This window comes from Alkalidesulfovibrio alkalitolerans DSM 16529 (assembly GCF_000422245.1).
GTDB lineage: Bacteria > Desulfobacterota > Desulfovibrionia > Desulfovibrionales > Desulfovibrionaceae > Alkalidesulfovibrio > Alkalidesulfovibrio alkalitolerans.
The window spans coordinates 23,884-46,253 of record NZ_ATHI01000028.1 but is presented as its reverse complement, the minus strand read 5'-3'; the positions used below and the strand labels follow the sequence as shown (position 1 = coordinate 46,253).

Annotated in this window: 21 protein-coding genes and 2 tRNA genes; 13 read left to right on the top strand and 10 right to left on the bottom strand. The window is 62.8% G+C overall.

All coding sequences use genetic code 11. The features are described 5' to 3' along the window. The 7 genes from DSAT_RS10740 to DSAT_RS10710 form a co-directional block, all read right to left on the bottom strand. Positions 1–1,476, bottom strand: coding sequence for a TadA family conjugal transfer-associated ATPase (locus DSAT_RS10740; protein ID WP_020887538.1), 1,476 nt, complete (start codon positions 1,474–1,476; stop codon positions 1–3). 12 nt (positions 1,477–1,488) lie between these two features. After that, positions 1,489–2,745 carry a CpaE/TadZ family protein gene (locus DSAT_RS10735; RefSeq protein ID WP_020887537.1) on the bottom strand — a complete coding sequence of 419 codons (1,257 nt, stop codon included), beginning with the start codon at positions 2,743–2,745 and terminating at the stop codon, positions 1,489–1,491. A 9-nt stretch (positions 2,746–2,754) separates the two neighbouring features. Continuing rightward, positions 2,755–3,024 (bottom strand): hypothetical protein, encoded by a 270-nt coding sequence (locus DSAT_RS10730; RefSeq protein WP_020887536.1) that lies wholly within the window; start codon positions 3,022–3,024, stop codon positions 2,755–2,757. Between the two features lie 10 nt (positions 3,025–3,034). Beyond that, positions 3,035–4,435 (bottom strand): type II and III secretion system protein family protein, encoded by a 1,401-nt coding sequence (locus tag DSAT_RS10725; protein WP_020887535.1) that lies wholly within the window; start codon positions 4,433–4,435, stop codon positions 3,035–3,037. A 10-nt stretch (positions 4,436–4,445) separates the two neighbouring features. Continuing rightward, positions 4,446–5,267, bottom strand: coding sequence for a Flp pilus assembly protein CpaB (gene cpaB / locus DSAT_RS10720; RefSeq protein WP_020887534.1), 822 nt, complete (start codon positions 5,265–5,267; stop codon positions 4,446–4,448). A 28-nt stretch (positions 5,268–5,295) separates the two neighbouring features. Next, the gene (locus DSAT_RS10715) at positions 5,296–5,832 is read right to left on the bottom strand and encodes an A24 family peptidase (RefSeq protein ID WP_020887533.1); all 537 of its coding nucleotides are present in this window, start codon (positions 5,830–5,832) and stop codon (positions 5,296–5,298) included. A gap of 94 nt (positions 5,833–5,926) precedes the next feature. Further along, positions 5,927–6,100: a Flp family type IVb pilin gene (locus DSAT_RS10710; protein ID WP_020887532.1), complete on the bottom strand. Its 174-nt coding sequence runs from the start codon at positions 6,098–6,100 to the stop codon at positions 5,927–5,929. Here DSAT_RS10710 and DSAT_RS15435 point away from each other — a divergent pair. Beyond that, positions 6,087–6,458 (top strand): hypothetical protein, encoded by a 372-nt coding sequence (locus DSAT_RS15435; protein ID WP_152490305.1) that lies wholly within the window; start codon positions 6,087–6,089, stop codon positions 6,456–6,458. The genes DSAT_RS10710 and DSAT_RS15435 overlap by 14 nt on opposite strands. A 157-nt stretch (positions 6,459–6,615) precedes the next feature. Here DSAT_RS15435 and DSAT_RS10705 read toward each other — a convergent pair whose 3' ends face one another. Next, positions 6,616–8,013, bottom strand: coding sequence for a sigma-54-dependent transcriptional regulator (locus DSAT_RS10705; RefSeq protein ID WP_020887531.1), 1,398 nt, complete (start codon positions 8,011–8,013; stop codon positions 6,616–6,618). 233 nt (positions 8,014–8,246) lie between these two features. Between DSAT_RS10705 and DSAT_RS10700 the strand changes: the two genes are divergently transcribed. Genes DSAT_RS10700 through DSAT_RS10690 form a run of 3 tightly spaced genes read left to right on the top strand, consistent with a single transcriptional unit; the run spans position 8,247 to position 10,380 of the window. Further along, the gene (locus tag DSAT_RS10700) at positions 8,247–8,651 is read left to right on the top strand and encodes a TadE/TadG family type IV pilus assembly protein (RefSeq protein WP_020887530.1); all 405 of its coding nucleotides are present in this window, start codon (positions 8,247–8,249) and stop codon (positions 8,649–8,651) included. Continuing rightward, positions 8,623–9,891 carry a vWA domain-containing protein gene (locus DSAT_RS10695; protein ID WP_020887529.1) on the top strand — a complete coding sequence of 423 codons (1,269 nt, stop codon included), beginning with the start codon at positions 8,623–8,625 and terminating at the stop codon, positions 9,889–9,891. Before DSAT_RS10700 ends, DSAT_RS10695 begins: the two co-directional genes overlap by 29 nt. Positions 9,892–9,900: 9 nt before the next feature. Continuing rightward, positions 9,901–10,380, top strand: coding sequence for a TadE/TadG family type IV pilus assembly protein (locus DSAT_RS10690; protein WP_020887528.1), 480 nt, complete (start codon positions 9,901–9,903; stop codon positions 10,378–10,380). A gap of 7 nt (positions 10,381–10,387) precedes the next feature. On the opposite strand, the gene DSAT_RS10685 is transcribed toward DSAT_RS10690, so the two are convergent. After that, positions 10,388–10,630, bottom strand: coding sequence for an AbrB/MazE/SpoVT family DNA-binding domain-containing protein (locus tag DSAT_RS10685; protein WP_152490304.1), 243 nt, complete (start codon positions 10,628–10,630; stop codon positions 10,388–10,390). Positions 10,631–10,769: 139 nt separating this feature from the next. Here DSAT_RS10685 and DSAT_RS10680 point away from each other — a divergent pair, with 139 nt between their 5' ends. The 4 genes from DSAT_RS10680 (at position 10,770) to DSAT_RS10665 (ending at position 17,975) form a co-directional block, all read left to right on the top strand. Continuing rightward, a complete protein-coding gene (locus tag DSAT_RS10680; protein WP_020887526.1) occupies positions 10,770–13,571 on the top strand; it encodes a PAS domain-containing hybrid sensor histidine kinase/response regulator in 2,802 nt (933 codons plus the stop codon). A 250-nt stretch (positions 13,572–13,821) separates the two neighbouring features. Continuing rightward, positions 13,822–14,577, top strand: a complete 756-nt coding sequence (locus DSAT_RS10675; RefSeq protein WP_235695944.1) for a transporter substrate-binding domain-containing protein — start codon at positions 13,822–13,824, stop codon at positions 14,575–14,577. Continuing rightward, positions 14,574–16,196 (top strand): sensor histidine kinase, encoded by a 1,623-nt coding sequence (locus tag DSAT_RS14950; protein WP_020887524.1) that lies wholly within the window; start codon positions 14,574–14,576, stop codon positions 16,194–16,196. Before DSAT_RS10675 ends, DSAT_RS14950 begins: the two co-directional genes overlap by 4 nt. A 216-nt stretch (positions 16,197–16,412) precedes the next feature. Beyond that, a complete protein-coding gene (locus DSAT_RS10665) occupies positions 16,413–17,975 on the top strand; it encodes a methyl-accepting chemotaxis protein (protein WP_020887523.1) in 1,563 nt (520 codons plus the stop codon). 49 nt (positions 17,976–18,024) lie between these two features. On the opposite strand, the gene DSAT_RS10660 is transcribed toward DSAT_RS10665, so the two are convergent. Continuing rightward, positions 18,025–18,101: transfer RNA gene (locus DSAT_RS10660), tRNA-Arg, on the bottom strand. A gap of 192 nt (positions 18,102–18,293) precedes the next feature. Here DSAT_RS10660 and DSAT_RS10655 point away from each other — a divergent pair. The 5 genes from DSAT_RS10655 to DSAT_RS10635 all read left to right on the top strand — a co-directional run bounded on the left by DSAT_RS10655 (position 18,294) and on the right by DSAT_RS10635 (position 22,347). Further along, the gene (locus tag DSAT_RS10655) at positions 18,294–19,736 is read left to right on the top strand and encodes a DegQ family serine endoprotease (protein WP_040371182.1); all 1,443 of its coding nucleotides are present in this window, start codon (positions 18,294–18,296) and stop codon (positions 19,734–19,736) included. A 44-nt stretch (positions 19,737–19,780) separates the two neighbouring features. Further along, positions 19,781–20,665: a 4-(cytidine 5'-diphospho)-2-C-methyl-D-erythritol kinase gene (ispE, locus tag DSAT_RS10650; RefSeq protein ID WP_020887521.1), complete on the top strand. Its 885-nt coding sequence runs from the start codon at positions 19,781–19,783 to the stop codon at positions 20,663–20,665. 3 nt (positions 20,666–20,668) lie between these two features. After that, positions 20,669–20,744: transfer RNA gene (locus DSAT_RS10645), tRNA-Gln, on the top strand. Between the two features lie 26 nt (positions 20,745–20,770). Then, positions 20,771–21,721, top strand: a complete 951-nt coding sequence (locus tag DSAT_RS10640) for a ribose-phosphate diphosphokinase (protein WP_020887520.1) — start codon at positions 20,771–20,773, stop codon at positions 21,719–21,721. Between the two features lie 35 nt (positions 21,722–21,756). Further along, positions 21,757–22,347 carry a 50S ribosomal protein L25 gene (locus tag DSAT_RS10635; protein ID WP_020887519.1) on the top strand — a complete coding sequence of 197 codons (591 nt, stop codon included), beginning with the start codon at positions 21,757–21,759 and terminating at the stop codon, positions 22,345–22,347. Positions 22,348–22,370: the final 23 nt, after the last annotated feature.

Here is a 22,370-nt window from a genome sequence, read left to right as displayed (position 1 = left end):
TCAGCCTCCCTGGATCGGGAAGATTTGCGGCGCGAAGGCGTTTTCGGCCAGTCGCACGCCCATGGACTCCAGCCGGGCGGCGAAGTTCGGCCGCACACCCATGACCCGGAAATGTCCCTGCACCTTGCCCTTTTCGCCGATGCCGGTCTGCTCGAAGCGCACAATTTCCTGCATGGTGATCATCTCGCCTTCCATGCCGGTGATCTCCTGAAAGCTGATGACCTTGCGGCTGCCGTCGGCCAGGCGCGCGCCCTGAATGATGACGTCCACGGCCGAACTAATGAAGCGGCGCATGGCCACCGGCGCGAGGTTCATGCCCGCCATGGAGACCATGGTTTCAAGACGCATGAGTGCGTCGCGCGGCGTGTTGGCGTGGATGGTGGTCAGCGAACCGTCGTGGCCGGTGTTCATGGCCTGGAGCATGTCCAGCGCCTCGGCGCCGCGGCACTCGCCGATGATGATCCGGTCGGGCCGCATGCGCAGGCAGTTCTTGACCAGATCGCGTTGCGTCACCTCGCCGCGTCCCTCGATGTTCTGCGGCCGTGTCTCCAGGCGGACCACATGGGTCTGCTTGAGCTGAAGCTCGGCCGCGTCCTCGATGGTCACGATGCGTTCGTCGGCCGGGATGAAGCGCGAGAGTACGTTCAAAAGCGTGGTCTTGCCCGAGCCGGTGCCGCCGCTGATGAGGATGTTCAGCCGGGCGCGCACGATGCCCTTGAGCACCTCGCCCATCTGCGGGATGAGCGCCCCGAAGTTGATGAGATCATCGAGTTCCAGGGGATCGCGAGAGAATTTGCGGATGGACATGGACGCGCCGTCCACGGCCAGGGGCGGAATGATGGCGTTCACGCGGCTGCCGTCCATGAGGCGCGCGTCCACCATGGGCGAGGATTCGTCGATGCGTCGCCCGATACGCGAAACGATGCGGTCGATGATCTTCTTCAGATGGGACTCGTCCTTGAACCTTGCTCCGGTCAGCTCGAGCTTGCCGCTGCGTTCCACGTAGATGTTGCGATACGTGTTCACGAGGATGTCGTTGACCGTATCGTCCTTCAGGAACGGCTCCAGAGGCCCGAGTCCCAGCACCTCGTCCTGGATCTGGGAGATCAGGGCGCGGCGCTCGGGGATGGAAAGCGGGGCCTGCGCGTGCTCCTCGCGCAGGATGCGATCGGTCTGGCGGCTGATCTCGGCCCGCACCTCGGCCTCGGGCGTGGTCTCCAGAAGCGAGAGGTCGAGCAGATCGAGGAGCCTGTCGTGCAGCTTGGTCTTCAGCTCGTGGTAGCCCTCGTCGGCCTCGCGCGCGGGGCGGGCCGCCGACTGGCTCTGCTTGACCGGGACGGCGTCGCGCGTGCGCGCGACAAAGGACTGCGCCGCCTTCGGCCCGTCGCCGGCAACGGGTGTCGGCCGCTGTTCAGGCTTCGCCGCCGTGGCGGTCGTGGCCTTTTCGGCACGAAGAAGACGGGCGGTGATGTCCATGTCGAATCCTCCCTAGACCGCGCCCATCCCGGACTGGACGGTCCCGGGCCCTTCGCCGCGAGCAGCGACCTTCTCGCCGTTTCGCCTGGAGAACCGGCCCTTGAGCAATCCCGAGGCCCGTCCGAGCAGTCCCAGGGCTCCCGATCGCTTTCCTTTTTCCGCAGGAAGAAGATCGTGGCACAGCCGCGACACGGCCCGCGCATACGGACTCTTGGGGTCGGCGGTCAGAAGCGGAATTCCCTTGTTGAGCGCCGAAAGGCAGGCCGGGTCCTCCGGCAGGGTCAGGGCCAGCGGCAGGCCGAGCACCTCTCGCACCTCGGCCGCGCCGATCTCCATTTGTCCATGGCAGCGCACCGCGACCAGATTGACCTTTTCGGCCAATGCCGCGTCCGCTGCGCGCAGCGTCTTCAAGGCTTCGCGCGCGGCGGCCAGGCAGGGCAGCGACAGCTCCATGGTCAGAAAAACCTTGTTCACGCGCCGCAGCACCGCCAGGGCGGCATCGTCAAGGTCGGCGGAGAGGTCGATGACCACATGCCCCTGACCGGCGCAGGCATGCCGGGCGATGACCTCGGCCACATCCGGGTTGAGCATGGCCTGCTCGGCCGCGTCCGTGGGCCCGGGCAGCAGGTTGATGCCCGAGGCGTGTTCCGCGAGCAGCCCCTCGAAGAAGGCGCTGTCGCAGCGCTCCGGCGAGCGGGCGACCTCAGCCCAGGAATAGGCGTATTCGACGTCCAGGAAATAGGGGACTTCCGGCCTTGGCCGGGCCATGTCCACGAGCGTCACGCCGTGCGAGGCGCGAAGCCCCGCGGCCAGGTTCACGGCCAGGGTGGTGGTTCCCAGCCCGTGCTTGACGCCCATGACCGCGATGCGTTGTCCTGTCGCGGCGGCTTCGCCCGCGGTTCCCGGCCGCGAGACGAGAACCTGGGACGAGGCGTAACGGCGCAGGGCTTCCTCGAACTCCTCGATGCGAAGCGGCAGGAGCAGGATTTCACGCGCGCCCGCGCGCATCGCATCGACGAGAACCCGAGGGTCGTCGCACCCGGTGACGAGAAATGCGTCACGCACGACGCCGCGCGCCACGGCTCTGGCCAACCTGGCGAAGTCGGCCTGGATGTCTTCGCCCGGCTGAAATACGAGCAATGCACCCTCGGCGTGATCGTCGCGGCCAAGAAGCCGGAAACGCGGGTTTTCAGCCACCGCCGTGGCCAGAGCCTGCTTGAGGCTCTCGTCCTTGACGGACAGGGTCAGGGGGATACTCTGGCGGTCCATGGCCTTCTCCTAGTTGATCTGCAGGTTGACGGAGCCGCCTCCACCCGAAACCTGCGATTCGAGCGCGGTCTTCTCGGTCTTGCGGTAGTTTTTCATCACCTCTGCGCCCTTGGCGCCGTCCATGCCCTCCACCGCCGTGGGCGGCACGGGCAGGGGTGCGGCCTTTTGGGCGGCCATGATCTGGCGGGTGGATTCGCCCGTGGTCGTCGATGGCCGCATGGCGCATGACGTGGCGCCGACAGCCAGGAGAATCGCGGGAACGAAGAGCAGGATGCGCATGGAAATCTCCTTATCGGCTCATGGCCGGACCGAAGTGTCCGTCGAAACCGCCGGAAGCCTGCCCGGCCTGGGGCACGGTGGCCGAAGCCGGACGCGTGGCGAGCCTGCCGCCGTCGAGATCGCCGAAGAGAAAGAACTCGACATCGCTTGGCTCCACGAAACCGTCCGTGGGCAGTCTCTGGGAGGCCATGTCCATCGGCTTGGCCAGATGTGGTGTGACGATGATCACCAACTCGGTCTCGTTGCGCTGGTATTCCTTGCTGCTGAAGAGGCTGCCCAGCACGGGAATGTCGCCCACCACCGGGAAGCGGGAATTGGCCTCGCGCATGCTGTCGTTTATGAGACCGGCGATGGCGAAGCTCTGCCCGCTCTCCAACTCCACCATGGTCGTGGCGCGGCGGGTCCGGATGGCCGGGATCACGAATCCCTGGATCTCGACCTTGTTGGCGTAGTCGAGCTCCGAAACCTCGGGCTTGACCTCGATGTTGATTCGGGACCCTCCAAGGACCGTGGGGCGAAACGCCAGTCCCACGCCGAAGGGCTTCCATTCGATGGACACGGTGCCAAGGCCCGAAGGTACAGGCACCGGAATCTCGCCGCCCGCCAGGAAGTCGGCCTTCTCGCCGGAAAGACAGACGAGGTTCGGCTCGGCCAGAACCTTGATGACGCCATTCTCCTTCAGCGCGTCGATGAACCCGGTCCAGGCACCCTGCCCTTTGTTGAAGCGGTAAAAGGCGTTGACCTCCTCGTTCAAGAAGGTCGTGCCGTCCGCTTGCAGCCTGGTAAGTTGGTTGAGCATGGTGGAAAACAACAACTGGTTCTGGAAGGCGTATTGAAGGTTGATGCCAAGCCGCCTAGCCAGGGAGCGGGTCATTTCGGCCACGCGAACTTCGAGCATCACCTGCTGCACGCCGCCGATCTGCAAAAGATTGATGACTTTTTCCGGCGCGTAGGCTTCGGCCAGGGCCAGGGCCGAGGTCACGGCTCCAGGGCTCGTAGCCGTCCCGGAAAGCGTGATGGATTCGCCCGCCGCCAGAACGTGGATGCCAGTCTCATGCGGCATGACCCGGTGCAGGGCCTCTTTCAGCGGGGCCACGTCCGGGATGATGGCCAGTTCATGCACGGCGACCACGCGGCCCGCTTCGGCCCACAGCGTGAGCGTGGCGGAACCGGCCTTCTTGGCGCTGAGATAGATTTGGCGCGGGGTGAGCAGCAGAATGTCCGCCGCTTCTGGCGAGGACAGTGCAACGCGTTCCACATTCTGTGGAGCCGCGATGACCATTGAACGGCCCACGGCCAGTTCGAGACGCGCCGGAACGAGGTGTCCCGACTGGGCATGCGCCTGGGCGATCGAGCCGAGTAGCAGGCTCGCGCCGAGCAGCAGGCCGAAAAGAATTCGTGTGACGTGCATGACCATACTCCTAGAACGCTACGACCGTGCGACTTGCCCCGGTGATGAGTTCCACGCGCCGGGTGGGCTGTCCGCCGGTAGGCTTGGGTCGCGGCTTGTGGGCCTGGAGCACGCGCGGCAGGTCCATGCCCGGAGTCAACACGGGGTCGTTGTCGAGCGATCCGCGCAAAGCGAAATTGAGTTCGCCCTTAAGCGAGGCCAGGGCCAGACGCTCGGCCTGCTCCGGAGAGACTTCGAGCGTGTAGACGTCCACCGGCGCAACCTTGCCTTCTTCGTCCGCCTCAAGTTTCTCGCCCGTGGCCAGAACGAGGACGTTCTCAAGCACAAGTTTGCTCACAGGCTTGTCGCGCGCTCCGCCCTGACCGTCGTGATCCAGAGTCACGAGCACGTCCACGCGGTTCCCCGGATTGACGAAACCCGCGATGCCCATGACCCTGTTGCCCTTGACGGCCATGGCCCGCATGCCCGGATTGACGAGCGCGCTCACGCCGCCGATGCCGATCTCGGTGGAGGCCAGCTTGAAGCGCGTGATGGGTTCGCCCTGACTGACAGGAGAAAGGACTATGCGTCCCACGACCTCCTCGGCCGTGGCAAAAACGCCGTCAGGCACGCTGGTTTCGAGGAAATCCACGATCCTGACCATGTCCGGGCCAAGCTTGGTGCCGGGGGATATGATGCGAACGGCCACGGCCACCGGCACGGTGGGTTTTTGGATTTCCACGACCTGGGGCTCGGGCTTGGTGGCGCTCATCCAACGCAGGGCCAGAAAACCAGCCACGCAGGCCAGGAGTACGGCGACTCCGATCTGTGCAAACGCCTTTCCTTTGTTCATTCCATTTTCCTCCCGCCCATGGCCCCGGCTAGATCAGACTTTTGTCGTTTGCGGCCAGAAGCATGTGGGCGAAACAGCCGGCCGCGATGGCCAGGCCGTAGCAAAGACGAGGCAGGCGCTGCGCGGGATCGGGCTCGGGCATGTTCAGGGAGCCCGTGGCTGCGGCCACGACGGCCGCATCCTTGTAGGCCCTGAGGCGGGCCGCGAAGATGCGGCGGTGCAGGCAGAGCACGAACAGGGCGTAGAGTCCGCCCAGAAGGGTCGTCAGCACGAAGGCCGAGAGCGCAGCCGACGCCCCCAGAACGGCTCCGGCGGCGGCCATGAGCTTCACGTCGCCTGCGCCCATGACGCCAAACAGGAACGGCACGAGCATCAATCCACCGCCCACACCGAGTCCGGCCAGAGCGAAGACGACACCCTGCCCGCCAGGCAGAAAAGCATGAGCCACAAGCGCAATGGCCATGGCCGGATAGGTCAGAAGATTGGGTATGCGCTGCTCGCGGAGGTCCGTGATGCAGGCAGCGACGAGTAAGCAGGAAAGAAAGATCGTGAGCGCGATGTCCATGTCTCCCCCTAGGTTCGCGCGAAAACGATGAGGCTTGAAAAAGGCGGCGCCCCTCGCACCGGGACGCCGCCTTTTCGCGTCGTCGAAGTCGTGCTTAGCCGCCCACGGTCATCTTGTCGGCGATGCCCGTGAAGGTGCTGGAAACGTTGGTGCCCAGGGCCGTGACGGCGCCGACGATGGCGGCGGCGATGAGGGCGGCGATGAGGCCGTATTCCAGAGCGGTGGCGCCTTCTTCGTTGCGGATGAGCTTCGTGATGATGGTCTTCATGGTCTTCTCCTTTTTTGGTCCTGAAATGTTTTTGTTCCCGGTTGGTGCGGATTCCTTCCCGTGGGTACGCTCGACACAAGGCAATGCCCGTGCCAACGGAGCGAGACATGCGACCAAAAGTTTACCAGACAACAATAATCCATATTATTTCAGAAGTTTGCAATATTTCCAGCATTCCATGTCTCCCGGTGAGCCAGGGGCGCCGCACTGCGCGACGCCTCTCTTTGTCTATAAATCGTGGATCCAGACAAATGAACGACGATCCCAGAACAGTGCATCGCGCGGACGTAAAGCGCCGTCGGAATACAGTTCCGGACAAATCTTGCATTTGGAGATCAATCCACGAAAAAGGGATTGATAGGATGAACTTGCCCGGAGGGAGCGGCTGACGCCTCTATCGCAAGTCTTTTCATGGACGACAGACGCAGAACGCAAGAAGGCGCCGACGCCTCGCGCATGCCTTGGTGCACGTCGGCCTCCGACGCTTTCGCGGCAACGCAGCAGGCGGCGTCTTTTCAGCGGCTTGATTCGGAGGGGTCGATGCCGTGCTTCTGTAGCTTATTCCAGAGATTCTTGGCCGAAACGCCAAGGCGTTTGGCCGCCTCAGTCTGCACGCCGTTGGCCCGGCGAAGCGCGGTCAGGATAAGGTTCTTCTCATAGAGATTCACGGCCTCGCGCAGCGGTAAAGGAGACTCCAAAGGCGCGGAGGCCTGCGGCGAAGCCGGGGCCTGGCCCACGCCCCGCCCAAAATCGATATCCTCGGCCGTGATCTCGTCGCCCCGACGGAAGATGGCCGCACGCTCCAAGACGTTGGCCAGTTGGCGGACGTTGCCCGGCCAGTCGTACTCGTACATGGCCCGCAACGCGCCCGGTCCCAGGCGTGGTTGCCCGGTCTTAAGCTTCCCGGCGAGACGGCCGAGGAAGTACTCGGCCAGAAGAGGCAAGTCCTCCTTGCGCTCACGCAGCGGAGGCAGGTGGACACAGGCCACGTTCAACCTATAGTAGAGATCCTCGCGGAACTTGCGCTCACGGACCTGGTCGGCCAGATCCACATTGGTGGCGGCCACGATGCGCACGTCGCAGGCCAATGCCTTTGTCCCGCCCACGCGCTCGACCTGCTTCAGCTCCACGGCTCGCAAGAGCTTCGGCTGCAAATGCAAGGGCATGTCGCCGATCTCGTCCAGAAGTAGCGTGCCGCCCGCGGCAAGCTCGAACTTGCCGCGCTTCATCTGAAGGGCGCCGGTAAAAGCCCCTTTTTCGTGCCCGAAGAGTTCGCTCTCCAGCAGATTCTCAGGGATGGCCGCGCAGTTGACCTTGACGAACGGCCCCTCGGCCCGTGCCGAGAGCGCATGGACCGTATCGGCCACGAGTTCCTTGCCGGTGCCGGTCTCGCCGGTGATGAGCACGGTGGAGTCAAGCGGTGCGACGCGTTCGAGCAAATCCTTGACCCGTGACATGGCTTCGCCCTGCCCGATCAGGCGGGCCAGCGGCCCCTCGCGATCGAGCGCCCGGCGCAACGAACTTACTTGGCGTTGCAGCCGCCGCTTCTCCAATGCCCGGCGGATGACGATCTCCATTTCGGAGAGGGAGAACGGTTTGGTGAAATAATCGTATGCTCCGCGCCGAATGGCCTGTACGGCCGAATCCTTTTCCGCGTAGCCGGTCATTATGATGATCTCGGTGGAGGGGCTGACTTCGCGAAAACGCGGGATGGCTTCGATGCCCGTCATGCCCGGCAGACGCACGTCGAGCAGGACCAGATCGAAAGCCTCGCCCGAAGCTCTCTCTATTCCCTCCTCGGCGGAATAGGCGCTCTCCACGGCAAAGCCCTTCTCGCCCACGGCTTCCCGGAGCATGCCCTGAAAGGCGGTATCGTCATCGACGATGAGTATCTTCGCGGCCTGCGTTTCCATATATCATGGACAAGGGTTTAGGCGCGGCGGCTCACACATGCCGCCATTGCCACTTTATCTACATTTCATGGACCACTGACTACTTTTTCTGGTCCTGTCAAGGCCCTTTGTCTTTTTATTCGGTCTTCTCACGCACAGCAACAACCCGAAACAAATGGCCAATTTTTTTTGATCAATTTTTTATAGGCAATGGCATGCCGCTTGCTAAATGCGGGCAACAGGAGAGCACGATCATGCGAAACGTCTTTTCCATACCCTTCTTGCGCGGCCGCGAAAGCGAACGTGGGGTCATGGCTGCCGAGTTCGCCCTTTTGCTGCCTCTGTTCGTGTTGCTTATGGCCCTGCTGCTCGAAGGCAGCAACGCCATCCGGACCTATTCGGTGCTGGTCGAAGCCAGCCGCGAAGCCGCGCGCCACGTGCTCCTGCACGGCGACGCGGCGGCGGTTCCCGCCGTCGTCCAGGCCGTGACGGCCGACCTTTCCGGCACGGCAGGAAGCACCGTGACCCAGGCTCTCAAAACTGTGACCGTCGAGGTGGGATATGCCTACCAGTCTTTCCATGGAAGCAACGGCTTCATCGAAGCCCTCTTTGACGGACCGATCGTCCTGCGTGCTTCCACGACAATGCCTCTTCCGTAGACTGGCCGAAGAAAAAGGGGCCTCGCCCCTGCTCTTCGCCCTGCTCCTGCCGGTACTGGTGGGCATGGTGGGCATGGGCGTGGATCTGGGTAACCTCTATCTGAGCCACACCCGGCTTCAAGCGGCCGTGGACGCCGCAGCACTGGCCGGGAGTCTCGAACTGCCCGCGGACCCAAAGCTCGACAAGGGGCTCGTGGCCGCAAGCGTGGCCTCAATGCTCGCCACAAACTACCCCGAAGCAGAGGTCGAATCCCTTTCGCCCGGCACCGAGGTGCGCAGCGTGGAAGTCACGGCCAAGGTCGAGGTGCCTATGATGCTGATGGGCGTCTTGGGCGTTTCAGACAAGACGGTGCGCGCTTCGGCCGCAGCCGGATTCAACCATCTTGAAGTCGTTCTGGTGCTGGACAACACGGGCAGCATGAAGGGCACCCCCATCAACATGGTCAAGGCTGCGGCCTCAAATCTGGTGGATCTCATCCTGCCCGCGGGCGGGGCTCCGGACTCGAAGATGGGCTTGGTGGCGTTTCGAGGCAAGGTCAAGATCGGTACGGGCGTGGACGGTCTGCCAGCCGGATGCCGCAATGCCGACGGAAGCCTGAACGAGGGCATCCACCCCAGTTTCATGCCCATGTATTGGGCGCTGCCCCACAGCACGCGCAGAAACATCGACCTGGATACCTGCTCTTGCATCCCTGAGACCCTGGGCCTGACCACCGAGCGCAGCGAAGTCATCGCCCGGCTCGCCGAGCACACCGCGCTTGGCCCTGGCTCGGGCACGGTCATCTCGGAAGGGATCAAGTGGGGACGCCATGTGCTTACGCCCCAAGCCCCCTTCACCGATGCAAACCCCGACCCCAGCTACCGCAAGATCATGATTCTGCTCACGGACGGTGACACCGAAGACGGCACCTGCGGAGGCCCCTTCGCCATCAACTACCACCCCAACAACTACTGGACAAACGCCTATTACGGCATGGGAGATTCGAACAGCCACTGCGAGAACGGAGGCGCGCTCAATGCCGCCATGCTCGAAGAAGCGGCGCTGGCCAAGGCGGCGGGCATCGAAATCTTCTCCATCCGCTACGGCGACTCGGATTCCACGGATCGCTGGCTCATGAAGACGGTGGCGTCGAGCAAGCCCGGCACTGATGACCACTATTTCGACGCCCCCTCGATCCACGATCTCGACGATGTCTTCAAGCAGATCGGCCGCCAACTCGGCTGGCGTCTGCTCAAATAGGAGGCGGCCATGCGCGTCCGCTGTAAAAAACTGTTTGGAAGCGAAAAAGGATCGAGCCTGATAGAGTTCGCGCTCATCCTGCCCATCTTCGTCGCCCTGTCGCTGGCAGTCATCGAGGGGGGGAACATGTTCCGCTCCTGGCTGACCCTCAACAAATCGGCCCAGATGGCTGCCAGATTCGCGGCCACGGGCCAAGGCGACGAGGAGGGAACACGTCTCTCGCTCATCGTGGCGGAAGCGAGAAAACTAGAGACTTCCTTGCCCGGTTCGAGCCCGATCATGCAGGTGGACGTATGCAGCCGCGCTGGATTCGACGTCTCCGCGCCGTGCATGAGCGGACAAGCGGGGGGCCCGTGCGAGATGGTCGAGGTGAACGTAAGCTATACCTATTCGCCGGCCACGCCGCTCCTGGGCAGCCTCATGCCCGGGATGCTGACTCTTTCCGGATCGGATCGCAAGATCAACGAACCCTGGCGATTGTGCCCCTGAGCGGCGTTCAGGATTCATCGAACTCACGGCGTAGACGACGTTCGAGATCCCTGCGTCGGGATTCGGCGTCCAAAAGCCCTTCCCGTTCTCTATCGCCAGTGCCGCCCTCGATTTCGGAGCGTACCGGATAAACGACCACCCTGTCTCCGTCGAGAAAGACCTCGACCTCGTCGCCCGCCACAAACCCGAAGTGTCGCACGATCTGTCGAGGCAATTCGAGAATTCCGTTCCCAACGATTCGTACCCGCACGAATTCGTCCTCCTGTGATCCCACTACCGCGCCCCTCTTCTGCGCGCAATACACGCATATGCGAACATGATTTTTCTTGCCATTCAGACCTTTATCGAGCAGCGCCTTTGGCGTATGAGAAATTAGGAGCACAGTCAGGATGCACGACAAAGACTCGGAAGCCCGCCTGAGGGATCAGCTTTTGGACGCCTCGCGCGAGATTGCACGGCTCGAAGCCGAAATCGAGCGTATCAAGCGCGACCAGCGGGCCCACTCCCCGGCAAAAGGTTTTCGCGGTCACCCCGAAGCCATGGAGGCCGGTTTTTTCCGCATCGACAGGCAGGGCCGCTTCGAGGAAGTCAACCGCGCTTGGCTCAGACTGCATGGCTACGATTCGCCTGAAGAAGTGATCGGGCGTCATTTTTCGATCACCCAGCGCGAACGCGACGCGAAGGCCGCGGAGACGGTCGTTGACGACATACTCGCGGGCAGCACGATGCCAAGCGGCCTGTTCGCCCGCCGCCTCAAAGACGGCTCCGAAGGCTGGCATTTCTTTTCGGCCTGGCCGGTTATAGAAAACAACGTCGTGGTGGCCATCGAAGGTCTGCTCATCGACGCCACAGCCCACCATCTCGCCCAGGAAGAAGCCGAGCGACGGCGCGCGATCCTCTCGGCGGCCGAACGCTTCGGCAACATGGGAAGCTGGGACTGGGATCTCGCCATGGGCATGGTCTTCGTCTCACCCTTCTGGATGCGGCTGCTCGGGCTCTCGAAGGCATTCTTGCGTATTCAGGACGTCAAGGACATTCTGCATCCCGACGATTTGGCGAAGATTACCGATCTCGTCCGCACGCGAAACGGCAACACGGACAATTTTGACGTCGAGCACCGCATCTTGATCGCCCCAAGCGGCGAGACGCGCTGGCTCCTCGCCCGGGGAAAGGTCATCCGCGATGCCGATGGCGCACCGATCCGCGTCATCGGCGTTTCCCAGGACGTCACCGAGCGTCGCCGCGCCGAGGAAAAGCTCCGGCAAAGCGAGGCCATGTATCGACTGATCGCCGAAAATTCCGACGACGTCATCTGGACCCTCGATCCGGACTGGTGCTTCACCTATGTTTCTCCATCCATCGTCAAGCTGCGCGGCATCCCCCCTGAACAGGCCGTGCGCGAACACATCCCCGACACTATGACCCTGGAATCCTGGCGCCGCGTCCTGAGCATTTCCGCCGCTCGCCAGGAGACGTCGGAACGCGGCGGCACGCCAGAAGTCAGCCGACTGGAAATCGAGCAATACCGAGCCGACGGCTCCACGGTTTGGGTCGAGTGCGTGGTGCGCCCGATGCACGACCCAGGCGGCGAAATGGTCGGATTCGTCGGCGTCTCCCGCGACATAAGCGAACGACGACGGGCCGAGGCCGCCTTGCGCGCCAGCGAGGAGCGCTATCGCGCCCTGTTCGAGAACATGGACAGCGGCTTCGCCCTGCACGAAATGATTTTCGACGATGCCGGGAGGCCTTGCGACTATAGGTTCATCGAAATCAACCCCGCCTTCGAGCGACTGACCGGCCTGTCGCGCGAGACCCTGCTCGGCCGTACGGTGCTTGAGATCATGCCCGCCACCGAGCCGGAGTGGATCCAGACCTACGGACGGGTCGTGACCACCGGTGAGCCAGTGGTCTACGAAAGCTTCAACCGCACCTTGGACCGGCACTTCGAAGTCACGGCCTATCGCCCAGAATCAGGCAAATTCGCGGTCATTTTCAGCGATGTAAGCGAACGCAAGCGCCACGAGGCGGACCTCAAGTCCGCCAAAGCCGCTGCCGAGGCGGCAAACAAGGCGAAGTCGGAATTCTTGGCCAACATGAGCCACGAGATCCGCACACCCCTGCACGGGGTGCTTGGCATGCTGCAACTGCTTGCGGACAGCGGACTGGACGACGAACAGTCCGGCTACGCGTCCGTCGCATTGCAATCTGGACGTCACCTGCTTTCCGTGCTCAACGACATTCTTGACCTGACCAGGTTGCACGCCGACAAACTGCGCCTGCGCCAAGAACCATTCCGCTTCTCCGAAATCCTCGACGTGGTCACGTCCTCGTTCATGGTGGCTGCACAAGAGAGGGGCGTCGGGCTGACCTGGAGCCTGTCACAGGACATCCCGCCAGTGCTTCTCGGAGACAGCGCCAGACTCCGCCAAGTCCTCTTCAACCTCGTCGGCAATGCCTTCAAGTTCACCGAGCGGGGAACGATCCGTATCGAGGTCGACTGCCTCGACGCCCCCGGCCGGAACGATATCCGGGTGTTCGTTTCCGTGTCCGATAGCGGCATCGGCATTCCCGAGGACAAGCTCGACGAGATATTCGAAGCCTTCACCCAGGTGGACGGCTCGTTGACGCGAAAACACCACGGATCAGGACTCGGCCTACCCATCGTCAAGCGCCTCGTGGAACTCATGGACGGCGCGATCAGCATCGAGAGCGCCGCGGGTCACGGCACAACCGTGACATTCTCCGTGCTGCTCGGGCGGACCCAGGCGGACTCGAAGCAAGTATCCACAGTGCCTTCACGAGCGGGGAAACTGCGCGGCCTGCGCCTGCTGGTGGCCGAAGACGAACGCATCAACCAAGCCGTGATCCGTCGCCTGCTCGAAAAACTCGGCCACTCGGTGGTCTGCGTGGACACCGGGGCGCACGTGCTACCAGCCCTCGAACGCGAGCCTTTCGACGCCATCCTCATGGACATCCAAATGCCCGAGGTGAACGGCATAGAGGCTACACGCCTCGTGCGCGGCGCGACCCATCTCGGCGCGCGGGCCTCCGTTCCCGTGATAGCACTCACCGCCCACGCGCTGCACGGCGACAAGGAGCGATTCATCGAGGCCGGGATGACGGGGTATCTTGCAAAACCCTTCGAGGCCGAAGACCTCGATAGTGTCCTGCGCGACGTGCTGGGCGAATGACAGTGGTTTCTTCCACCGCACTCCCATTATTTTTTCGACTTTCCCACGAAGACGATATTGCCCATGTGCTTTTGATTCTGTATTGCATGAGTCGACCCTCCCTCCTCCAGCACAGGAGCACCGCATGCGCCCAAGATCGATATCGCTGATCGCAAGCGCCGCAGTGATCGCGGTGGCCCTCGCACTTGCGGCCTGCCCAGGGCAAGACGACAAGCACGATGATCTGGCGGGATACCGCGCCCAGTTGCGCGTGGGCTATGCCATCGAACCTCCCTATTCCTTTCTGAGCGAAACCGGCGAAGTCACAGGCGAAGGCCCCGAGATCGTCAGGCATGTCGCCGCCCGGCTGGAACTCGACAACGTCAGATGGATTCTCATGGGCTTCGGCTCGCTGATCGACGAATTGCGCGACGGCCGCATCGACGTGGTCGGCACGCCCATGTTCATCACCCCCGAAAGGACTTCGCTCGTCCGTTTTTCGGTTCCCGTCTCCCAGGTCGGCCAAGGGCTTCTCGTGCTCGGCGGAAACCCCAAGAAGCTTCATTCATACGAAGATGCCGCCGCTCACGCGGACGCCGTCGTCGCGGTGCTCGCCGGCGCGGTCGAAAAGGGAATCCTGCAAGACCAGGGGCTCCCGGCCGACCGCGTCTTCGTCGCCCAGGACGTTGAGACAGCCCTGTCCGCCTTGAGGCATGGCCGCGTGGACGGCCTCGCCCTCACCTCACCCACGGTGAATCATCTGGCCTCACGCTCGAACGGCCTGTTCGAGGCGGCCACGCCCTTTACGGGGCCTGTCGTCGACGGCACCACGTATTTCGGTTTGTCCGCTCTGGTGTTCCGGCCGCATGACGAGGCCCTGGCTCGCGCATTCAACGCGGTTCTCACCGAATTCATCGGGAGCCAAGAACACCGGGAAATCGTCCAATCACTTGGTTTTGGTCCCGAAACCATCCCCCCTCACCCGGCAACGCCACGCCCTCCGGCTCGTGAATCAGTGCCGAAATGAAGCGAATCGCAAAATTCTTCACATCCATCGGCGCTTCGACCTGCATCGTGGTCCTGGCCGCCATCGGCTCAAGCGGGATCATTTGGTGGGTCAACGAATCGTGGAGCACGGACAACCGCACCTACCTGGGAGTGCTCGACAACCTGCGCCTCGCAAGGTCGGAGCTCTTGAACGGCTATCTGCTCACCGAGAAACACCTCTCCGGCGAGCGTGAGCTTGCCGACTCGGGGCGTTGCGCCTACTTCGAGCAGGCCACATGGCGCATCGACGATGCCTTGGCGGCCCTGGAGCCGTTGCGGACGAAAAGCGGATTTCGCAACGGCTACCGCATCGTCTCAGAATACTTGACCGCGTACAAGGAAACCATCCTCAAAACCTCCGGGCATGTCTGCGGGCCTTCACGACAGACGAACGAATCGCTGGCGCTCCTGGAACTTCGCCGAGGCATGGGCGAGGCCGAGACGCGCCATGCCCGCGTCTCCACCGAGATCCACTCACGATTCAGGGCACTGGCCAAACGGCACGACACGTCCTCGATAGTGCTCATCGCCTGCTGGGGAGGAGTCTTGCTCCTAGTGGCCGCAGGTAGCTTTCTTGCCGCGCGCAAACGACGGCAGACTGAAAAAGCGCTCACAGAAAGCGAACAGCGATTCCGGCTGCTGGTCGAGTCCACACAGGACGCCATCTTCTTCCAGCAGCACGGCCGTTTCGTCTACCTGAATCCGGCGGGAGTCGCCCTGTTCGGAGCCAACTCGCCCGAGGAACTGATCGGCACTTCCGTGTTGGAACGCTTCCACCCCGATGATCACGCCGCCGTGGCGGAACGAATCCGGACGATCAACGAAAGAAAGATGGCCGTTCCCCTGCGCGAGGAGCAAATCCTGAGACTCGACGGCAGCTTCGTCACCGTGGAGGTTGCGGCCGTGCCCGTCACCCACGGAGGGGTAGCCGGAGCGCTGGTCCAGGCGCGCGACATCACCGAGCGCAAGAAGTCCGAAACGCGCCTTCTCGCCTCGCTGCACGAAAAAGACGTGCTCATCAAGGAAGTTCACCACCGCGTGAAGAACAACCTCCAGATCATCATCAGCCTGATGAATCTGCAATATTCGGAAACGGACTCCCCGCAGGAAACCGAACGCTTCAAGCGACTTGAAGGCCGCGTACGTTCCATGGCCCTGATCCACGAACAACTCTACCGATCGGAAGATTTCGCCCTGATCGACATGGCGGACTACACCGCCAAACTGCTGTCGCAGATATCCCAGGCCATGGGTTCCGGCATCGCCCTGCGCCTTGAGACGGATCTGGAGTCGGTGCATCTGGGCATCGACAAAGCCGTGCCCTGTGGCCTGCTCGTCAACGAACTCGCCACCAACGCCTTCAAGCACGCTTTTGCAGGTCGCGACTCCGGCGTCTTGCGCGTGAGCCTGAACAAAGAAGGTCAGCACGTCCGTCTCCGGGTCCACGACGACGGCCCGGGATTCCAGGGCGCCTTCCCCGTGGCGTCCGCCGGAACGCTTGGCATGCTGCTGGCCGGAGAGCTCACCCGCCAACTGGACGGAGAACTCGTCCGATGCGCTGAGGAAGGAGCCTGTGTGGAAGTGATCTTCCCCTTCTGATCGCCCGCGGCCTCTCCCTATTCATAATCAGCGCCGCTCCCACGGGTCCACCCGCCGTCACGCCAATCCCATCCCGCGGCGTGCACAAAAATCTCGACATTTCAGATTGTTGTCTCAATAAACAAACTTAGTCCTTTTTTTACGGAGAGATACGGATAAGCAATCATTTACAAATCGCCATCGATCTGTCACATGCCGAAGCGAGGAGGATAGCGCATGTCCCTTTCGTTCTCGTCCCTCGAAACCGTCCGCGCCGCATTCATCAGTCTGATCGTCGCATTCACCGTCCTCATGGCGTCCCTCGTTCATTCCGGCGCGCAGAACCAAACCATCTTCATCGCCCTGTTCTCCTTCACAGCCGCGGCTCTCGCGCTCACACTCCTGGCCATGAGCGGCTTGGCGGCCATTTTCGCGGCCAACAAGGAGACGGCAGAGCGCATCGTGAAGGGCGATTTCGCCGCGAGCTTCGCTCTCGGCGCGGGCAACACGGTCGCCGGGTCGCAGCAGGCCCTCGGCATGATGCTCGACCACCTCAAGCACGACCTGAGCCTGTCCAAGGGCGTGATGCATTGCATGGTCACGCCCTGCGTAGTCACGGACGTGAACGAAGTTTTCATCTTCGGCAATCAGGCCCTGATTGAAATGCTCGAACAGTCCGGCAAACCCGAGGACCACTACGGCCAGGACGTCTCCATGTTCTTCTACGGCGAAAAGCGCCAAACGGTCCTAGGCGCGGCCATGCGCGAGAAGCGCTCCATCAGCCGGGAGGTGGAATTCACCGGCCGCAGAGGCGGCAAGCGCAACATCAACATCGATGCCTCGCCGCTCTACGATCTCGAAGGCAAGCTCATGGGCGCGCTGTGCATCTACACCGACCTTTCCGAGATCAGGGCCTCGGAAGCTCGTATCCGGCAGCAGAACGAGAAGATCGAATCCGCCGTGAAGCAGATCGCCGACGTTTCGGAGCAACTCGCGGCCACGGCCGGAAACCTGACCGAACAGGTACGCACGGCCAATCGGAACGCCTGCCGCCAAGCGGACCGGGCCATGGAAACCTCGCGCGCCATGGGCGAAATGAACGCCGCAGTGCTGGACATAGCCCGAAGCGCCGGGGACGCGGCGAACCAAGCCAACCAAGCAAAAAACAAGGCCCAGGAAGGAGCCGAGGTCGTGGACCGCTCGGTGGCGGCCATTGGCGAAGTATCCCGCCTGTCGGATCAGCTTTCCACCAATCTCGCCGGCCTAGGCCAGAAGGCGGAGGCAATCGGCCGGATCATGGACGTCATCTCGGACATCGCCGACCAGACCAATCTCTTGGCCCTCAACGCGGCCATCGAGGCGGCCCGGGCTGGCGACGCCGGTCGCGGCTTCGCCGTGGTGGCAGACGAGGTGCGCAAGCTGGCCGAAAAGACCATGCACGCCACCAAGGAAGTCGAGGAATCCATCCTGGCCATACAACAAGACGCGCGCCTGAACATCGACGGCATGAGCAAGGCCTCGGAAGCGGTGGCGCTGTGTAGCGGCCTGACCGGCAAGTCGGGGCAGGCGCTTCAGGAGATCGTGACCCTGGTATTGCAGACGACCGACCGCATCCGCGCCATCGCCGCGGCCTCGGAGGAGCAATCCGCGACGAGTGACGCGATCAACGAATCCGTCGAGGACGTGCGGCAGTCGTGCGACGAGACGTCTTCGGAGATGGGCCGAGCCGCGACGGCGGTGGAGGAGTTGAATCACTTAGCCACGGTTCTGCGCCAGGTGGTGCGCGACACGCTTGCCTAGCCGCCGCGAAAAAGCCGCCCGAAACCCAGGCGGCTTTTCTCTGTCGAAATGGCGTCCCCGGCGCGATTCGAACGCACGGCCTGCTGCTTAGGAGGCAGCTGCTCTATCCGGCTGAGCTACGGGGACGCGTGGAAGCTGCATTTCCTATGCGTCTTCGCATCATCTTGTCAAGAATTCCTCCCGCAATCCAGTCTGCATGCACAAATTTCCTCCCGCCCCTTTACAATGGCCCCTTGAGGGCTATACTTCTTGATCTTCTGAAACCCACCGCCCCGACGGCACGCGCGGCGTGACTGCAAGGAGCCACCGATGCATCATATGAAAACCCTTCGAATCCTCGCTGGACTCGTTCTGGCGGTTGCGCTCTGCTTCCCGGCCAAGGCCACGGTCCTCCCCGATTTCTCCGACCTTGCCGAGCAGGCGGGACGCGCCGTGGTCAACATCTCGACCGTCAAAACAGACAGGGGCGGCGAGCGCATGCGCGATTTCTTCCAGTTCCGTCGCCCGCCGCGCGGCGGGCCAATGGACGAATTCTTCGACCAATTCGAGCGTTTCTTCCGGGACCAAGCCCCGCAACAGCAACAGCCCCAGCAGCAGCGTCCCCGGCGCGAGGGGGCGCTTGGCACGGGCTTCATCATCTCCGCCGACGGCTACATTGTGACCAACAACCACGTCATCGCCGAGGCGGATGAAATCAAGGTCAACTTACAAGGTTCCAACTCCTCCTATGACGCCGTGATCGTCGGCCGCGACCGTGAAACCGATCTCGCCCTGCTCAAGATCGAGGCCAAGGAGAAACTGCCCACATTGTCCTTTGGCGATTCAGACGGCGCACGCGTAGGACAGTGGGTGCTGGCCATCGGCAATCCCTTCGGACTGGGCCACACCGTGACCGCCGGCATCATCAGCGCCAAGGGACGCGTCATCGGCGCTGGCCCCTTCGACGACTTCATCCAGACCGACGCGAGCATCAACCCCGGCAACTCCGGCGGACCGCTCTTGGACCTGCAGGGTCGGGTCATTGGCGTGAACACGGCCATCGTGGCCTCGGGCCAGGGAATCGGCTTCGCCGTGCCCAGCAACATGGCCAAAGGCATCATCGAACAACTCAAGAGCGGAGGCATGGTCAGCCGGGGCTGGCTCGGGGTGACCATCCAGGACGTGAACGCCGACGCCGCCAAGGCGCTCGGCCTGCCCGAGGCCAAGGGCGCCATGATCGCGAACGTTTTGCCGGGAGAACCGGCAGACAAGGCCGGACTCAAGGCCTCGGACGTCATCCTCAAAGTAAACGGGCAAGACGTTGCCGACTCTGGCGATCTGCTGCGCACCATCGCCCGCATCAAGCCCGGGGAAAAGGTCAAGCTGACCGTGTGGCGCAAGGGGAAGACCATGGAAGTGACTGCCGAACTCGGCCAGCGCGACACCGAAAAATTGACCCAGAGCCCGGCCCCCCAGGATCGACCGCTGGGTGACATCGCCGGTTTATCGCTGCGCCCCGTGAACGAACAGGAAGCCCGCGCGCTCGGTCTCGACAAGCCTCAGGGGCTCCTAGTCTTGGACGTGCAACCCGATTCGGACGCGGAGATAGCCCAGATCGCGCCCGGCGACGTGATCATCGAAGTCAACCAGCAGACCGTGAGCACACTCGCCGACTTCGAGCGGATCTACCGCACCGAGGGCAGGGAGAAGGGCGTCGTGCTCGTGCTCATCAAGCGCCAGGGCCGAAACGTCATCAGAACCATGAACGTTCCCGCGCAATAGCAAAAGGACGGGGGCGGCCACCCGCCCCCGATTCCATCGTCGCCATGACCTCCGTTCCCGCAATTCGACTCCTCGCCCCGTGCAAGGTCAACCTCGTCCTGCGCATCGAGGGCCGCCGCGAAGACGGCTACCACACCCTGACTTCGATCTTTCTTCCGCTTGCCGAGCCGCACGACGTCCTGACCGTCTCTCCTGGGGAGACAGGGGAAGGCCTCTCGTTGTCGTGTCCGGGCATCGACGAGCCCGCCGAGACGAACCTCGTCCACAAGGCTTACGTGCATTTCGCGGCAGCCACCGGATTCGCCCCGGACCTGCGCGTCTCGGTGAGCAAGGACATTCCGACCGGGGCGGGGCTCGGCGGCGGAAGCTCGGATGCCGCAGCCATGCTGTCCCATCTGAACTCGATCGCCGGAAGACGAGCCCTGCCGCTGGATGAGCTTGCCGCACTGGCCCTCTCGCTCGGGGCCGATGTGCCATTCTTTCTGCTGGGACGTCCCGCCCTCGCGCGTGGGGTGGGCGAGGTGCTCACGCCCATCGAAGTGGACCTGAGCGGCTTCACCCTGCTCCTCGTCTGCCCGCCGTTTCACGTCAACACCGCCTGGGCTTACCGCGCCTTCGACGAGGCGCAAGGACACTCCGGACGATCGCTTGGACTCATGCACGTATTGACAGCCCACCATGAACCGGATACAGGCTCTTTTTGCCTTTGGCCAGGCTGCCTGGAGAACGACTTCGAAGCCGTTGTTTTCCGGGCCTTTCCTGCCTTGAGGCGTATTAAAGATGACATGGTGCGGTCGGGCGCGGCCGGAGTCGTCATGAGCGGCAGCGGCGCGAGCATTCTGGGCCTCTTTCGCAGCGCGGACGACGCCGCAAGGACCGCACGTTTTCTGTCTGCACAGGGTTCGCGGGTTTTCGCCCACGGCCCTTGACGCAGGGGAGTCGCCAAGTTGGCAAGGCAACGGGTTTTGGTCCCGTCATTCGAGGGTTCGAGTCCTTCCTCCCCTGCCATTTTTCAAAACCAAGGTCGGGACGACATGGCGCTTCACGGTGATTTGAGGATTCTCTCCGGCACTGCCAACCCTCAGTTGGCCGAGGCCATTTGTGACCATATGGGCTGCAAGCTGACGCCCATCCTCGCCGAAACCTTCTCCGACGGGGAAATCCGCATCGAGATCGGGGCGAACGTGCGCGGCGCCGACGTCTTCATCGTCCAGTCGACCTGCTCCCCGGTCAACTTCAACCTGATGCAGCTCGGCCTGATCCTGGACGCGCTCAAGCGCGCCAGTGCCTCGCGCGTCACGGCCGTGGTGCCCTACTACGGCTATTCGCGCCAGGACCGCAAAGTCGTGCCCCGCGCACCCATCTCAGCCAAACTGGTGGCGGACTTCCTTTCCGTGGCGGGCATGCACAGGCTCTTGACCATCGATCTGCACGCCGGCCAGATCCAGGGATTTTTCGATCTCCCCGTGGACAACCTCTTCGCCGCGCCCATCCTGCTCAATCACCTCAAGGACGCCTACAAGGGCGAGGACCTGGTCGTGGTTTCGCCGGACGCGGGGGGCGTGGAACGGGCGCGGGCGTACGGCAAGCGACTGGGGGCGAGCCTGGCTATCATCGACAAGCGCCGCGACGAGCCTAACAAGGCCAAGGCCATGAACCTCATCGGCAGCGTCAAGGACAAGGTGGCCATCGTGCTCGACGACATGATCGACACGGCCGGCACCATCTGTGAGGCCGCCTCGGTACTCAAGGATCACGGCGCCAAGCTTTGCGTGGCCAGCGCCACGCACGCCGTACTCTCCGGCCCGGCCATCGAACGGCTGGAGAACTCCCACTACGCCGAGGTCGTGGTCACGGACACCATTCCGCTCGGCCCCAAGGCCAAGGAGTGTTCGAAGATCAAAGTCATGTCCGTGGCCGGACTGCTGGCCAAGGCCATCCATAACATCCATACAGAATCCTCGGTGAGCGTCCTGTTCGTCTAGAACAGCGCCCCCAGTCGATCCAAAAGGAGCTTTCCATGTCCGAGCAAGTCAACCTGATCGCCTCCGCCCGCTCGATCAAGGGCAAGACCGCCAGCAAAGCCATCCGCGGACAAGAGCTTGTCCCCGGCATCTACTACAACGGCAGGGGCGAGAACATCATGCTCCAGGTGCCCGCGCTGGCCCTGACCAAGGCCTACGAAAAGGTCGGCCTGTCCCACGTGCTGACCCTGAAGATCGAGCAGGACGGCGTCACCGCCGAAAAGCCGAGCCTGATCCGCGAACTCAAGCGCCATCCCTACAAGCGCCAGATCATGCACGTCGACTTCCTGGGCATCGACCTGGACAAGAAGATCCGCGTCGAAATCCCGGTGCGCATCACGGGCAAGTGCAAAGGTGTCGTGCTCGGCGGCCAGCTCACGGTCTTCCGCGAGCACCTGACCATCGAATGCCTCCCCCTGAACGTGCCCAACTCCATCGTCATCGACGTCACCGAAATGGAGATCGGCCAGAACCTTCAGGTGGCCGACGTCAAGACCCCCGAGGGCGTGGGGCTGGTCTACGACGAAAACTTCTCCGTCGTGGGTGTCCTGGCCCCCGAGGCCGAGGCCGAAGCATCCGAAGGCTAGGACCCCAGGAATCAACGCATCAT